The sequence below is a fragment of the Peribacillus sedimenti genome, assembly GCF_046237635.1.
Lineage (GTDB): Bacteria > Bacillota > Bacilli > Bacillales > DSM-1321 > Peribacillus > Peribacillus sedimenti.
In genome coordinates this window covers 4,126,711-4,141,775 of the sequence record NZ_CP143547.1, presented here as the reverse complement: position 1 = coordinate 4,141,775, position 15,065 = coordinate 4,126,711, and the positions used below count along the sequence as shown (strand labels likewise).

13 protein-coding genes are annotated in these 15,065 nt (G+C 41.7%); all 13 read left to right on the top strand.

What is annotated here, in order from left to right; all coding sequences use genetic code 11:
• Positions 1 to 184: 184 nt before the first annotated feature.
• The 13 genes from V1500_RS20315 to ytxC all read left to right on the top strand — a co-directional run bounded on the left by V1500_RS20315 (position 185) and on the right by ytxC (position 14,955).
• Positions 185 to 901: a response regulator transcription factor gene (locus V1500_RS20315; RefSeq protein ID WP_409302117.1), complete on the top strand. Its 717-nt coding sequence runs from the start codon at positions 185 to 187 to the stop codon at positions 899 to 901.
• A complete protein-coding gene (pnpS, locus tag V1500_RS20310; protein ID WP_409302115.1) occupies positions 898 to 2,670 on the top strand; it encodes a two-component system histidine kinase PnpS in 1,773 nt (590 codons plus the stop codon). The genes V1500_RS20315 and pnpS overlap by 4 nt, the downstream gene beginning before the upstream one ends.
• A 437-nt stretch (positions 2,671 to 3,107) precedes the next feature.
• A complete protein-coding gene (gene polA / locus V1500_RS20305) occupies positions 3,108 to 5,741 on the top strand; it encodes a DNA polymerase I (protein WP_409302114.1) in 2,634 nt (877 codons plus the stop codon).
• A 129-nt stretch (positions 5,742 to 5,870) separates the two neighbouring features.
• On the top strand, positions 5,871 to 6,698 hold the full coding sequence (gene mutM / locus V1500_RS20300; RefSeq protein WP_409302112.1) for a DNA-formamidopyrimidine glycosylase: 828 nt from the start codon (positions 5,871 to 5,873) through the stop codon (positions 6,696 to 6,698).
• Between the two features lie 333 nt (positions 6,699 to 7,031).
• Positions 7,032 to 7,658, top strand: coding sequence for a sporulation membrane protein YtaF (gene ytaF / locus V1500_RS20295; protein ID WP_409302111.1), 627 nt, complete (start codon positions 7,032 to 7,034; stop codon positions 7,656 to 7,658).
• A gap of 18 nt (positions 7,659 to 7,676) precedes the next feature.
• A complete protein-coding gene (gene coaE, locus V1500_RS20290) occupies positions 7,677 to 8,279 on the top strand; it encodes a dephospho-CoA kinase (protein ID WP_409302110.1) in 603 nt (200 codons plus the stop codon).
• A gap of 298 nt (positions 8,280 to 8,577) precedes the next feature.
• Positions 8,578 to 9,609 (top strand): glyceraldehyde-3-phosphate dehydrogenase, encoded by a 1,032-nt coding sequence (locus V1500_RS20285; protein ID WP_409302108.1) that lies wholly within the window; start codon positions 8,578 to 8,580, stop codon positions 9,607 to 9,609.
• A 326-nt stretch (positions 9,610 to 9,935) separates the two neighbouring features.
• Positions 9,936 to 10,316 carry an adenosylmethionine decarboxylase gene (speD, locus tag V1500_RS20280; protein WP_409302106.1) on the top strand — a complete coding sequence of 127 codons (381 nt, stop codon included), beginning with the start codon at positions 9,936 to 9,938 and terminating at the stop codon, positions 10,314 to 10,316.
• A gap of 254 nt (positions 10,317 to 10,570) precedes the next feature.
• Positions 10,571 to 10,984, top strand: a complete 414-nt coding sequence (locus V1500_RS20275) for a hypothetical protein (RefSeq protein WP_409302104.1) — start codon at positions 10,571 to 10,573, stop codon at positions 10,982 to 10,984.
• A gap of 69 nt (positions 10,985 to 11,053) precedes the next feature.
• Entirely contained in the window at positions 11,054 to 11,521 is a 468-nt protein-coding gene (gene nrdR, locus V1500_RS20270; RefSeq protein WP_409302102.1) for a transcriptional regulator NrdR, read from the top strand.
• An 81-nt stretch (positions 11,522 to 11,602) separates the two neighbouring features.
• On the top strand, positions 11,603 to 13,006 hold the full coding sequence (locus tag V1500_RS20265) for a replication initiation and membrane attachment family protein (RefSeq protein ID WP_409302101.1): 1,404 nt from the start codon (positions 11,603 to 11,605) through the stop codon (positions 13,004 to 13,006).
• A gap of 7 nt (positions 13,007 to 13,013) precedes the next feature.
• Positions 13,014 to 13,952 (top strand): primosomal protein DnaI, encoded by a 939-nt coding sequence (gene dnaI, locus V1500_RS20260; RefSeq protein WP_409302099.1) that lies wholly within the window; start codon positions 13,014 to 13,016, stop codon positions 13,950 to 13,952.
• A 148-nt stretch (positions 13,953 to 14,100) separates the two neighbouring features.
• Complete coding sequence (ytxC, locus tag V1500_RS20255; protein ID WP_409302097.1) at positions 14,101 to 14,955, top strand: sporulation protein YtxC; 855 nt, start codon at positions 14,101 to 14,103, stop codon at positions 14,953 to 14,955.
• Positions 14,956 to 15,065: the final 110 nt, after the last annotated feature.

Here is a 15,065-nt window from a genome sequence, read left to right as displayed (position 1 = left end):
CCATTATGATAAAAATGTATATACAATTAGGGGAATTGTAAAAATGTGCTTGGCCATGAATCTTATACATGGCATATTTTAAGTTCTTGCCATAACTGTTTTCTCATTGGCATAATTTCATTATAATGAAAGTGGATGAAGGAGAGATAATGTTTTAAGGGGTAATCTTATGTTGGAGGATGTCATGTCTAAAAAAATTCTCGTAGTGGATGATGAAATTTCTATTCTTACCTTACTTCAGTACAATCTTGAGCAAGCAGGTTACTCAGTGATCACAGCCATGGATGGTGAGGAAGGGAAGACACTTGCCGAACAGGAATCCCCAGATTTAATTGTCCTTGATTTAATGCTGCCTAAACTTGATGGAATTGAAGTTTGCAAACAATTGCGACAGCAGAAAATCATGGTTCCTATCCTGATGTTGACAGCAAAAGATGATGAATTTGATAAGGTGCTCGGCCTGGAGCTAGGTGCTGATGATTACATGACCAAGCCGTTTAGCCCTCGTGAAGTTGTCGCACGGGTGAAGGCGATCCTTCGCCGTTCCCAAATACAGGCGGAATCCGGTGACACAGAGTTGGAACAGGATGAGACGTTGCGGTTCGGGGAACTAAAGGTATATCCTGAACGTTATGAAGCCTACTTTGAGGATAACCAGCTGGAATTGACACCGAAGGAATTTGAACTGCTTTTATATTTGGCCAAGCATAAGGGCAGAGTTCTGACAAGGGACCAGCTTCTAAGTGCTGTCTGGAAATATGACTTTGCCGGGGACACTAGAATTGTGGATGTACACATAAGCCATTTAAGGGAGAAGATAGAGGCTGATACTAAGAAACCGGTCTATATAAAAACAATTCGAGGCCTCGGGTACAAACTGGAGGAGCCCAAAACTGAATGACCAGGTTTAAAACAAAGCTGCTATTTGCATTAATATCTTTAATTATGATTGTATTGGTAGCAGTTGGTCTGCTTCTTGGACAGCTGTTTAAAAACTATTATGTGCAGTCCTTTAATGAAAGAATAAAAAAGGAAACTGTATTTATCTCACATTATATAGAAGAGCATGGCGGGATTGAGCCATTTTTAAGGGATGGAAACAAAAAAGAGCTGGCTTCATTATTGGAATCGAATTTCACGATACTTTCCGCGAAAGGAGAAATCCTCCTCGACTGGAATAACAACAGAAAAAATAACCCGGATACGCATGCTAAAGTATTGGAGAAAATTATTGAAAATCATAGCTTAGATAATACTGAGGGGTTTGAAGTGGCTGAAGGCACATCTGATCTCCACTATTATTGGAAGGACATCCGAAAGAATGATCAAATAGAAGGTTATGTAGTACTAAGCTATGAGATTGATGCCATTAAGAAAGTCAATCGCCAAATGTGGTGGATTCTCGCTGTCAGCCTTGGCTCATGCCTGATTGTGATCATCATGCTGGGAAGCCAGATTGCATCGCGGTATACCCGGCCGATTGAAGCTGCAGCCCATACAGCGATGCAGCTTGCAAAAGGAAATTATCGTGCCAGGACCTATGAAAAGGGTTCGGGTGAAACAGGTATGTTAAGCACTTCACTTAATATTCTCGCCAGGAATCTTCAGGAGATGGAAATAGCCACAGAGATGCAGCAGGACCGGCTGGTGACACTTATTGAAAACATCGGAAGCGGAGTACTGTTGATTGACAATAAAGGATATATCACCCTTATAAATAAAGCCTATAAGGATATATTTAAAGTGGACGCATCAGACTTCCTTTATAGAGTATATTACGAAGTGATCGAGCATAAAAAAATCATTGCTTTTATTGAAGAGATTTTTATTACTGAACAGAGCTTTAAACGCCAGATGAACATTCCTTTGTCGTTTGAAAGAAGGAATTTTGAGGTGTATGGCGCCCCGATCATCGGCAATAATGATGAATGGAAGGGCATCCTGGTAGTTTTTCATGATATTACTGAATTAAAGAGGCTGGAGCAAATGAGGAAGGATTTTGTCGCCAATGTTTCTCATGAGCTAAAGACCCCTATAACTTCCATTAAAGGATTTTCAGAAACCCTGCTGGATGGTGCTCTGCATGATGAAAAAACCCTGCAACATTTTTTGACGATTATTTTAAAAGAGAGCGATAGGCTGCAGCAATTAATACAGGAGCTACTGGAGCTTTCCAAGCTTGAGCAGCAGGACTTCATATTAAACCTGACTTCTCTTAATGTAACAAGCCTATTGAAGGAGTCTTGTGACATCCTCCAGGGAAGGGCAGCGGAAAAAGGAATAAAGGTGATTCAAGAGATTCCAACTGCACCGGTTACGATTGAAGGAGATTCTTATAGGGTTAAACAAGTATTCCTTAATCTTATTTCCAATGCGCTGAATTATACGCCAAATGGAGGCCAGGTCAAAGCCGAAATCATCGAGCAAAAAAGGGATGTACGCATCATCATCAGCGATACAGGCATTGGAATCGAAAAGGGCGAGCTGCCGAGAATATTTGAAAGGTTCTACAGAGTGGATAAGGCTCGCAGCAGGAATTCCGGGGGAACCGGTCTTGGTCTTGCCATTGTCAAACACATAGTAGAAGCACACAAGGGCAGGATACATGTGGAAAGTGAACCTGGAAAGGGCACTTCGTTTACACTGGTTTTAAACAAAAGACTTACATAGGCTATTTACCGGGGATCCCACTATAAAAACATTGTAAAAATCTCATTCTATATTACAAATGAACAAATTGGAATGGAAGAAGGGGGGCAGGGGAATTTACATGAATTTTACAATTTATTCAATCTGCCTTAATATCATGGCGTTACAATTACCTTTGAAAACCCCTTCATCCAAGGTTTGGAAAGGTGAGGACAGACCCCGTCCTCGCCTTTTCTATTTGTAAAACAACTATCAAGCTTTTATAGCCGTTGTTTTTCTTTCGTATTATTCTCGTGGTAGAATATAGAGGGAAAAGAACGGCTGTTTGTCTAGCGCTATTATAAACTCATAAATAAATGGTTCGAACAAAGTGATTGCCCGCCAGACCCTGTTGTTTAGCCTGGGGCAGCAGCATTCGAAGGATATATACCTCAAAATGAATGGGAGGATACGTATTAATGGAGAAAAAATTAGTGCTGATAGACGGAAATAGTATTGCGTATCGAGCTTTTTTCGCTCTTCCGCTGCTAAATAATGAAAAAGGGGTACATACAAATTCGGTGTACGGATTTGCCATGATGCTTAACAGGATATTGGAGGATGAAAAACCCAGCCATCTCTTGGTAGCTTTTGATGCAGGGAAAACTACCTTCAGGCATGCGACATTTAAGGAATATAAAGGCGGGAGGCAAAAGACGCCCCCAGAGTTATCGGAACAATTTCCGTTCATTCGGGAATTGCTTAATGCGCATCGTATTCCGCAATATGAACTTGAAAATTATGAAGCTGACGATATCATCGGCACGCTCAGCCTGCATGCTGAAAAAGAGGGGTTTGAAGTTAAAGTCATTTCCGGAGATAAGGATTTAACGCAGCTATCCTCCCCGGCGACGACAGTAGCCATTACGAAAAAAGGGATTACGGATATTGAGGAATATACTCCTCAGCATATTCAGGAAAAATACGGGATAAAACCTGAACAAATTATAGATATGAAAGGCCTGATGGGGGATGCCTCCGATAACATCCCCGGTATTCCGGGTGTAGGGGAAAAAACGGCCCTCAAGCTAATCCAGCAATTTGGCACGGTGGAAAATCTAATCGAATCGACGGGCGATATAAGCGGGAACAAACTCAGGGAAAAAGTAGAAGAACATAAGGATTTAGCTGCTCTAAGCAAGAAACTCGCTACGATTACCAGGGAAGCTCCGGTAGAAATCACGGTTGAGGATACAAAATACCTTGGTATGGATCCAGGCAAGGTTGTGTCTATATATAAAGAACTTGGTTTTAAAACTCTTTTGGAAAAACTGGATGAAGAAATTCCTGGGGAAGAAGCAGCAGTACAAGAAGACATTGACTTCAGGATTGTCACCGAAGTAACCTCAGATATATTTGCCGGTGAAAATGGACTCTACATTGAAATATTAGAGGACAATTACTTTCATGGTGAAATCCTTGGTGTCTCCGTTTCGAACGAAAAGGGCAATTTCTTTATTCCTGCACAGCTGGCTTTATCCTCAGCTTCTTTTAAGGAATGGGCAGAGGATGAGATGAAGAAAAAGACTGTCTATGATGCTAAGCGTGCCATTGTCGCACTGAAACGGCGGGATATTCAATTAGCGGGAATCGAGTTCGATGTCTTTTTGGCTTCGTATATCCTAAACCCATCTGAGCAGGCGGTTGATGTGGCTGCGGTGGCCAAAGCGCAGCTGGAAATTTCTCTTCAGCCGGATGAAGTCTTTTATGGAAAGGGAGCAAAACGGAAAGTCCCTTCGGAAGATCTGCTGAGCGAGCATTTGGTTCGTAAAGCAGATGCCGTCTTCAAATTGAAGGAGCCAATGATAACGGCCCTGGAGGAAAACGAACAATATCATTTGCTCACAGAGCTTGAGATGCCGCTTGCCATCATCCTTGCCGGAATGGAGATACAGGGTATTAAAGTAGATGTTGACAGACTAAAGGAGATGGGCGTCGAGCTCACAAGCAGGATCCGATCTATCGAGGAAAAAATTCATACGCTGGCCGGAGAAGAGTTTAATATTAATTCACCGAAGCAGCTCGGAGTCATTCTGTTTGAAAAGCTGAAGCTGCCTGCAGCAAAGAAGACTAAGACTGGATACTCTACATCAGCGGATGTTTTAGAGAAGCTGGAGCATCAACATGAAATAGTTAGGGAAATTTTGCATTACCGGCAGCTGGGAAAACTGCAGTCGACATATATAGAGGGCTTGTTGAAAGTCGTCCATTCGGATACCTGCAAGGTCCATACCAGATTTAATCAGGCATTAACGCAAACTGGCCGGTTAAGTTCTACAGACCCCAACCTGCAAAATATTCCAATTCGCCTGGAAGAAGGACGCAAAATCAGGCAAGCCTTCATTCCATCAGAAAAGGACTGGATCATTTTTGCCGCAGACTATTCACAGATTGAGTTGCGTGTGCTCGCGCATATTGCAAATGATGCCGGTTTAATCGAAGCATTCCGTGACGATATGGATATTCATACGAAGACGGCCATGGATGTCTTTCATGTTTCACAGGAAGAAGTAACTTCCAATATGCGCCGCCATGCAAAGGCAGTAAACTTTGGAATTGTTTACGGAATCAGCGATTATGGCTTGTCGCAAAGTCTGGGGATTACCCGAAAAGAAGCCGGAAATTTTATTGACCAATATTTAAAGAGCTTCCCGGGCGTTAAGGAATACATGAGCGAGAGCATCCAGGAAGCAAAGCAAAAAGGTTATTCCACTACCTTGCTTCAAAGAAGGCGTTATATTCCTGAAATAACCAGCAGAAACTTTAATGTAAGAAGCTTTGCAGAACGTACTGCGATGAATACTCCGATCCAGGGGAGTGCCGCTGACATCATCAAACTTGCGATGATCAACATGAGCGAGAGGCTTAAAGAAGAAAAGATGCAGGCTCGACTTTTATTGCAGGTACATGATGAACTTATCCTGGAAGCGCCAAAGGATGAGTTGGAGATCCTTATGAAGATCGTACCTGAGGAGATGGAACGAGCCATTGAATTGACGGTTCCGTTAAAGGTCGATTATGCATATGGCCCTACGTGGTTCGATGCAAAATAATCTAGAATTTGTTCTAAATCATGGTTTATATATTGTTTGCGAGTGAGCTATAAAATATAAAGCATTTTAAAAGATGGCCCGGCTCCTTCAACAACAGAAAAGGGATCTATCTTGAAAGGAGGGCGCCATATGCCTGAACTACCTGAAGTTGAAACAGTACGGAGGACACTTGAACAGCTTGTGGTGGGGAAAACCATTGATCATGTTTCGGTTTTCTGGCCAAAAATAATTAAAGCACCGCTCGATGTTGAACAGTTCCGCGACGCCCTCAAGGGGCAGACTATTCATTCGATAGGGCGAAGGGGGAAATTTTTAATTTTCCAGCTGGATGACTATGCTATGGTTTCCCACTTGAGGATGGAAGGAAAATATGGGCTCTATCCTGAAGAGGAGCCTTATGATAAGCACACACATGTAATCTTTAACTTTACCGACGGATCCCAGTTGAGATATCGCGATGTCCGGAAATTCGGCACGATGCATCTGTTCGCAAAGGGCAGGGAATTAAATGAGCTGCCTCTTCTCCACCTTGGTCCTGAACCTTTGTCCGAAGGATTTACTATAGAATATTTGGCTGAAAGGCTGGCAAGAACGAACAGAAAAATAAAACCCGTTCTCCTCGACCAAACCATAGTAGTGGGTATTGGCAATATATATGTTGATGAATCCTTATTCAGGTCAGGAATACATCCTGAAAGAATCGCATCGACATTAACTGATGAGGAAATCGAACGCTTGCACAATGAAATTGTCCAAACATTATCGGAAGCCGTTGAGAAAGGCGGCAGTACTATCCGGTCGTATGTCAACTCTCAGGGACAAATCGGGATGTTCCAGCTTGAGCTTTTCGTTTACGGACGAAAGGGCGAGGAGTGCAAGCGCTGCGGCAAACCGCTTGAAAAGCTGACAGTAGGCGGAAGAGGGACTCATATATGTCCATCCTGCCAGCCACTGTAATTAAGAAAAACGAAAGGCTCCAAAAATCGCGACAGACTTAAGACATCGAGGTGGCCGTTCCCCTGCAGCCACAACGGCTAGCGCCAACTAGTTGTATAATGAGAAAAATCAGACCGTTCATCCAGCCGCAGCAGGCATAAGACTTAACGCAAGGAGGATGTTCCCAAGGCACTTCAACGCATATCTAATGATTCCGAATGGGCTGAACGCCTGCAGCAAGAAAAGAATGTCACATAATTTCAATTGCCGATTTTGTTTGTAATAATGACACACACCCAATTTGCTCCTTCCATATACTATCCTAGCACTAGGGAGGGAGGGAGCGTCCATTATATGTGGCTGCAGCTATTATTTCTTGCTTTTGCCGTAAGTATTGACAGTTTTGGCGTAGGACTGACATATGGGCTGAAAAAAATGAAGATTTCAGTGGCATCTATAGCAGTGATTGCATGTTGTTCTGCTATCAGTCTAGGTGTTTCCATGACGATTGGGGAAATGATTAGCCGTTTTTTCTCAGCAGTAACTGCAGAAAAGATTGGCGGCTCGATACTTATCTTCATTGGATGCTGGGTGGTATATCAATATTTCAGGCCCGAAAAACAAATGGAAGAAAAGCATGAGAAAACTTTGATTAATCTGGAAATCAAGTCTCTTGGATTAGTTATCAACATTCTGCGCAAACCTTTAACAGCTGATTTTGATAAATCAGGTGCAATCAATGGGATTGAAGCCTTCATGCTTGGATTGGCTCTTTCTTTGGATGCCTTTGGTGCTGGGATAGCGGCGGCTATGATTGGCATATCACCTATCATTCTGTCTATAATCTCAGCGTCCATGAGCGGTTTATTCATATGGGGAGGCGTACAGAGCGGAAAGCTGCTGGCAGAGAACCATCTAATTAGAAAAATTACTTTTCTTCCCGGAGTTTTACTTATCATAATCGGAGTTATAAAATTTTGAACGATTAAGGAGCTTTGTATGGGACAGGTGATAGGCATTACCGGGGGAATTGCAAGCGGCAAGAGTACAGTCAGCAGTTATATCAGAGAGGAATTAGGCTATATAATTATCGATGCAGATATAGCAGCACGAGTGGTGGCCGAACCGGGGGAGAAGGCATTCAATCAAATCGTGGAAGCATTTGGGCAAGAAATCATTGGTGCTGACGGATCGATCAACCGCCCCAGATTGGGAGCAATAATATTTCATAATGAAGAAAAGAGGCTGTTGCTGAATAGTATTGTCCATCCAGCTGTTAGGGCATGGATGAATGAACAAAAGGAGCTGGCTTTCTTGCGTGGAGAAAACACGGTTTTTATGGATATTCCTCTTCTGTTTGAAAGCAATCTAACCCATATGGTGGATAAAACGATTCTTGTTTATGTTGACCCTGATATTCAATTGGGACGTTTAATGAACAGAAACCAGCTGGATGAAAAGGAAGCTAAGGCCAGAATTTCCTCTCAAATGCCGCTTACTCAAAAAAAAGAACTGGCTGACGTAGTCATTGATAATAATGGAGATATCTCTGAAACGAAGCGTCAGGTTAAAGCCGCCTTGCATAATATGGGTATTCTATAAATCTTGGTTTCTAACTCCAGGACGGGATTAACCTGGCATGGTGATTCTTGGGCATAACCGTAGCATGATACCAAAATGTATTTTTCCAAAAACCCGTATATAACATCAGGAAAGCCGACTTGGGCTTTCCTTTTTTGTATGAATTTGATGAAAATAGATATTTTACAAGATAAATTACAAACAGGTTGGAAAATTAAAAAAATTATACATTTAGTCCTCACATTTTTTCGTTAATATGTTATACTAATTCCAAGAATAATCCGAAAAAGTATAACATTAATTCTGGAGGGCCGAATAAATGAAGGCGAGAATAGCAATCAACGGGTTTGGTAGAATTGGAAGAATGGTTTTCCGTCAGGCAATATTGGAAGGTAATCTCGATATTATAGCAATTAATGCAAGCTATCCTGCAGAAACATTAGCTCATTTAATACAATACGATACAAATCATGGAAAATTTGAAGGAGAGGTGGCTGCCGAGGAAGGTGCTCTCATAGTAAATGGCCACCGTGTTCAGTTAATAAACAACCGGGATCCAAAACAGCTTCCGTGGAAAGAGATGAACATAGATATCGTCATAGAAGCAACTGGTAAATTCAATGATAGGGAGAAAGCAGCACAGCATCTGGAGGCTGGCGCCAAAAAAGTGATTCTGACTGCTCCAGGTAAAAATGAAGATGTTACCATTGTAATGGGTGTAAATGAGGGCGCGCTTAAAATCGATAAGCACCATGTCATTTCTAACGCATCTTGTACAACCAATTGTCTGGCACCTGTGGTGAAGATACTGGATGAGCAATTTGGGATAGAGAATGGTTTAATGACAACAGTACATGCCTATACAAACGATCAGAAAAATATAGATAACCCGCATAAGGACCTAAGGCGTGCACGTGCTTGCGGACAAAGTATCATTCCGACTACTACCGGAGCTGCCAAGGCTCTTTCGCTTGTACTGCCCCATTTGAAGGGCAAGCTTCATGGTATGGCACTCCGTGTCCCTACACCTAATGTGTCCCTGGTAGACCTGGTCGTGGATTTAAAGCAGGAGGTAACCGTTGAGCAGATTAACGATGCTTTCTTAGCTGCTTCATTAGGATCTTTAAGCGGCATTTTGGATTTTACGACAAAGCCATTGGTTTCCGTTGACTTTAACAGCAATCCACACTCTGCTATCATTGATGGGCTTTCTACCATGGTGATTGGAGAAACTAAGGTAAAAGTGCTTGCCTGGTACGATAATGAGTGGGGATATTCAACAAGAGTAGTGGATCTTGCGAAATATGTAGCCCATGAATTGCTTAGCATGCAACACGTCAAGGTTGGATAAATAGGATACCTGCCTGCTAAACCTGCTGTTCTCATCAGCAGGTTTTTTTTGACATAAAACATTTCATAGCTGCAAAGTCGGCTTTTAATAATTAAGAATGCTTCTATATTGCGGTCAACCTGGGGAGGAATATAGAACCTAAAAAAATAAATAGATTTATTGCAAATCAAAAATAAACAAAGTATACTATGACTCGTGAACTTGTTATAGTTCATAAATAGCTACTTAAAGGGTTAGGACCTCTTTGGACTAACTTTCCCCCGTGGTAGTTGTTTGTTAGATTATTGGGTTAGATTCCAAATCATGTTTAAAGGGGGAACTTGAACATGGAAACAATGGGAAGGCATGTCATTTCAGAGCTTTGGGGTTGTGACGTTGGAAAATTAAACGATGTTCAGTTAATTGAACAAATCTTTGTTGATGCTGCATTGAAATCTGGTGCAGAGGTACGTGAAGTAACTTTCCATAAGTTTGCGCCACAGGGAGTAAGCGGTGTGGTCATCATTTCTGAATCACATTTGACCATTCACAGTTTTCCCGAACATGGTTACGCAAGCATTGATGTCTACACATGCGGAGATCTAGATCCTAACATTGCTGCAGACTATATTGCAGAAGCATTACATGCACAGACTCGCGAAATTATTGAACTTCCTCGTGGCATGGGTCCTGTTCAAGTTAAACAAAACAAGGCAAATGCCCTATAAGAAGAAGCCGCAAGAGATGTAGAATTGACTGCATCTCTTTTTTGATGCAAAACTATGTGTATTCCGGTAGAAGCGTGAAGTGACAAGTTTTACATAAGCATTTGTTATTTGATTCGCTATTTAAATTTCACATAAACATGTATAATAGGGGTATCATCATGCAGGGAGCCGGTGTCTTTGGCTCGGAGAAATGTGTGCGGGAGTTCAAATTTTTATAAAATAAACCTGAAATTAAGTCTAAGGATGATGTATAAGTGGGATTGTTTCAGACATTGTTCCAAAGATATTCACAGCAGTGCGAAACAAGTGAAAAGCATTCGGATGAACAGCTTTTGACCAGATACTATAAAGCTACGGCAGACCAGGCCCTATCTTCGCTGCAAGAAGTGTTTTCCAATCAACGCAATTATAAAATACGGTCTGTCTCCAAGGAGCATGGAGAAATGTTTATAGAAACGCTTACTTCTCCAAAAATATTTCTGGTAGCGACATGCATAACTGTTAAACCATTTGAAACAGCTGTTGACTTTACTGCTTCTTCGGATAAAAAGTCTATTGCTGGAATTTACCCTGCGTTAAGAAAGCAAATTAGCGAGGCATACGGCGGCCTTGATCAAAAACTTACAACCATAGGTGCAGGAAAGCGGGGAAGGGGCATCCGTCCGTAAGTTCTCTCCTGTACTGTACACCTGTTTTTCATTACAAAGTATAATCATTTGATTCCGGAGCTGATTGTTATGAAGTGCCCATCCTGTCAATATAATGGAACAAGAGTGTTGGATTCCCGCCCGGTAGATGAGAGTAAATCGATACGAAGGCGAAGGGAATGCGAGGCATGCGGATTCCGATTTACTACATTTGAAAAGGTGGAAGAAATACCGCTTATTGTAGTTAAAAAAGAAGGAACCCGTGAAGAGTTCAGCAGGGATAAAATATTGCGTGGGCTGATTAAGGCCTGTGAAAAAAGGCCGGTTCCCTTAAAAGAACTTGAGGATATTACCAATCACGTCGAAAAGGAGCTACGGAACCAGGGGGTCTCGGAAGTGAAAAGCGACGATATTGGTGAAATGGTAATGGACAAGCTTGCCAAGGTGGATGAGGTGGCATACGTGCGCTTTGCCTCGGTTTACAGGCAATTTAAAGATATCAATGTCTTCATAGATGAACTTAAGGAACTAATAAATAAAGAACGAAATCAGAGCTGAAGAAATCATCCTTTGGCTCTTTTTTAGCTTGCCACCTAGAGAGTGTTTCGATGAAAGAGTGAAAGGAAAGGTTTTGAAGCTATGACAAAGCATTGGCAAGAACTGCTTCCGGTAGACAGATATATGGTATCGGCTGCTGGGCTTCTTCATGAATACGACCGTAAAATAATTACTCTGCTATACCAGCCTTTAATCGGACCGGTTTGCGTCAGTTTGTATATGACTCTATGGAGTGAATTGGAAGAAAACCGCCTCTGGTCACAATCCTCGCTTCATTATAATTTAATGAATGCAATGGGACTTAACCTGGCAGACATTTATTCGGCAAGGATTAAACTGGAAGGCATAGGGCTGCTCAATGTTTATAAAAACAAAGGAGAAGAGGAAACCAATTTTGTTTATGAATTGAATGCTCCTCTTTCACCGGAGCAATTTTTTACGGACGGCATGCTAAATATTTATTTGTATAAAAAAGTGGGTAAGGTCCAATTTGGCAGGCTCAAAAAGCTTTTTTCCGACCAAGTGATAGCTACAGACCAATATGATAATGTGACAAAGTCGTTTACAGAGGTATTTGCCTCAGACCAGTTGGATTCTCTATATGTCACTGACGAAGCGAGAGAGGAGCTGCTTCCTGAAAAAGGAACCAATTTCTTTAGTAAGGCGCAGGCTGGAGACACAAAGGGATTTGATGAATTGTTTGATTTTGACCTTTTGCTCGCCGGCATTAAGTCTTCCTTAATACCCTCAAAGGCTTTCACTCCAAAGGTGAAGGATACCATTGCCAAGCTTTCTTTCCTATATGGTATTGACGTTCTGCAAATGCAGAAGCTTGTGATTGGTTCCTTGGATGTGCAGAATGAAATTGATATTGAAGCCCTCCGAAAAGCGGCAAGAGACTGGTATCAGATAGAGTATAGCAATGAGATGCCCTCCTTGATTGACAGAGTGCAGCCTGCGATATTGCAGTCACAAAAAAATGAGCCTGTTACCAAGGAGGAACAGCTGATTCGCCATTTGGAAACTGTGTCTCCCAGAGAAAGATTAATGCAGCTCTCTGGCGGTGCGGAGCCATCTAATTCAGATTTGCAGATTATCGAAGGAATTATGATGAACCAAAACTTGAATCCGGGCGTCGTGAATGTCCTCATTGAGTATGTAATGCTAAAGACGGATATGAAGCTAACTAAGAGCTATATTGAGAAAATTGCCAGTCATTGGGCACGGAAAAAGGTTGAGACTGTTAAACAAGCGATGGATCTGGCAAAACGGGAGGAAAACCAGTATCAATTATGGGCTCAAGGCAAAAAGGATGGCAGGAATATACAAAAAAGAGCTACCAGGAGTGAAATAGTTCCGGAGTGGCTGAAAGAAGAGAATGCTCCAGCAATGGCGGATAGAAAGCAAAACAAAGCGGATAAAGAAACCGAGGAACGTAAACGCCAGCTGGAGGAAAGACTGAAGAAGCTAAAAAGCAGGGGGTGAATGAATAATGGAAAAAATCGGCGATTCTTTAAGCAAACTCACAAACAGTACAGATTTTCTTAAACGCTATGAACATCTAAAAAATGAGGTTCTTAACGACAAAAGCGTCAGGCTTTTTCTGAATGAAAACAGCTCCCGTATCACAAAGGAAATGGTTGACAAAAGTTTAAGCAAACTCTATGAATTTTCAGCCCAAAGCAAGATGTGCGATAAATGCCCAAGCCTGGACGGCTGTATTAACATGATGCAGGGGTATCACCCAAAGCTTGTCATACGTGGCAACTTGATAGACCTGCAATATGAAGCTTGTCCACGCAAGCTTATTCATGATGAAAAGAGCAAGCAGCAAAAACTCATCCAAAGCCTCTACGTTCCTAAGGAAATCCTGTCGGCGACACTTGAAGATTTTTATCAGAGCGACAGAGGTGATTATCGAATGGAGGCAGTCGACAAGGCAACCAGCTTTGTCGAAGAGTATGCTGAAGGCAAGAAGCAAAAAGGGCTGTACTTATATGGGAGTTTTGGCGTAGGCAAGACCTATTTGCTGGGGGCAATAGCCAATGAATTGGCAGCAAAGAATATACCTTCCATGATTGTGTATGTTCCAGACTTTTTACGCGAAATCAAGGCAGCTATAGGAGATAACACAGTTAACGAAAAAATTGAAATGATAAAGAAAGCTCCGGTGCTCATGTTTGATGATTTCGGTGCAGAAACGATGAGCAGCTGGGCAAGGGATGAAGTTCTAGGTCCGATTTTACAATTCAGGATGCTTGAAAATATGCCCACCTTCTTTACATCCAATTTTGATTACGCTGGCCTTCAAAATCACTTTACCTTTTCTCAGAGAGGAGAGAAAGAGGAGGTCAAGGCAGCAAGAATCATGGAACGAATCAAATATCTTGCCGAACCTCTTCTGCTTCAGGGAGAGAACAGAAGGGCATGAATACCATGCAAGCCAGTGCCGCTGACACTGGCTTGCTTTTTTTTGTAGTCTAGCAGTCATATTTGTCCCAAACTGGTACCCATTCTACTTCTAAACAAACCGGCCCTTCCATATACATATATCAGGAAAGGGTTTAGGGGGGGTTTTATTGTTATACATTCATTTTGAAAAACCATCAGAAGCCATGAAAATGCTACAGTATGTTTCTGCCCATCCATTTGGGCGGGAATTAAATGAATATATAGTATTTGAAGATGAAAAGGGATTGTTTGTTAATATGAAGGCAAACTATACGGGCAAGCTCGTCAATTTGCTGAGCGATGTGTTTTACAGGTTTCTACTTGAACATAAACTCCTTAGCCTGATGGAAAACATCCTAAGGCAAAAGTTCTTTTATCGGGAACAGGAAGAGATTGATACAATCGTAGAAATTGCGTACTCCCTTATCGAAACAAAAATGATTGAAACACGCGATGCCATTTTTTCAAAAGAAAGACAGATTCTCCATGAAGGACTATGCAGTTTTTTGCTCGGGCACATTTCGTTCTCATTTGATTCGTTTGCTACATTTCGATTGAAATCCTTCCATGAATCGCTGCTCGTATTCGTTGAGAATGCAATTGATGAATATAAATTGGAGCAGGACTACCAAAACTTCATCGCAACCCTTCGCGATTTTTTAAATAATACCGAATCGAAAATGGATGTAATCCACCTTTTGCACCATAACGGCTTCCACTTTTATGACTCGCAATTTAGGGAAATGGGGAAACAGGTGATACATAAATTGATCGACAGAAAGCTATTGTCGGAGAATCCGGTGTATATTGATTCGACGACCATTGCACCGCTAATCTCCATAGCGCCCCAAACCTTGCAAATATATACGGATGAAAGGGAGGACGGGCTGATTCAAACTGTCATCCGCATATTTGAGGAGCGTACTGTCGTCCGTTCTGTTAAAGGCTTTTACAGCGCGGTACAGACACCGATTGGTGAGTAATTATAGAAAGAGCACTTCATCCATACCTTAAAATTCTTCTTAATTTGACTTGATTTTCTGTACATAACAAATTATAATTTCCTACATACTATGAAACATAATATTTCCAT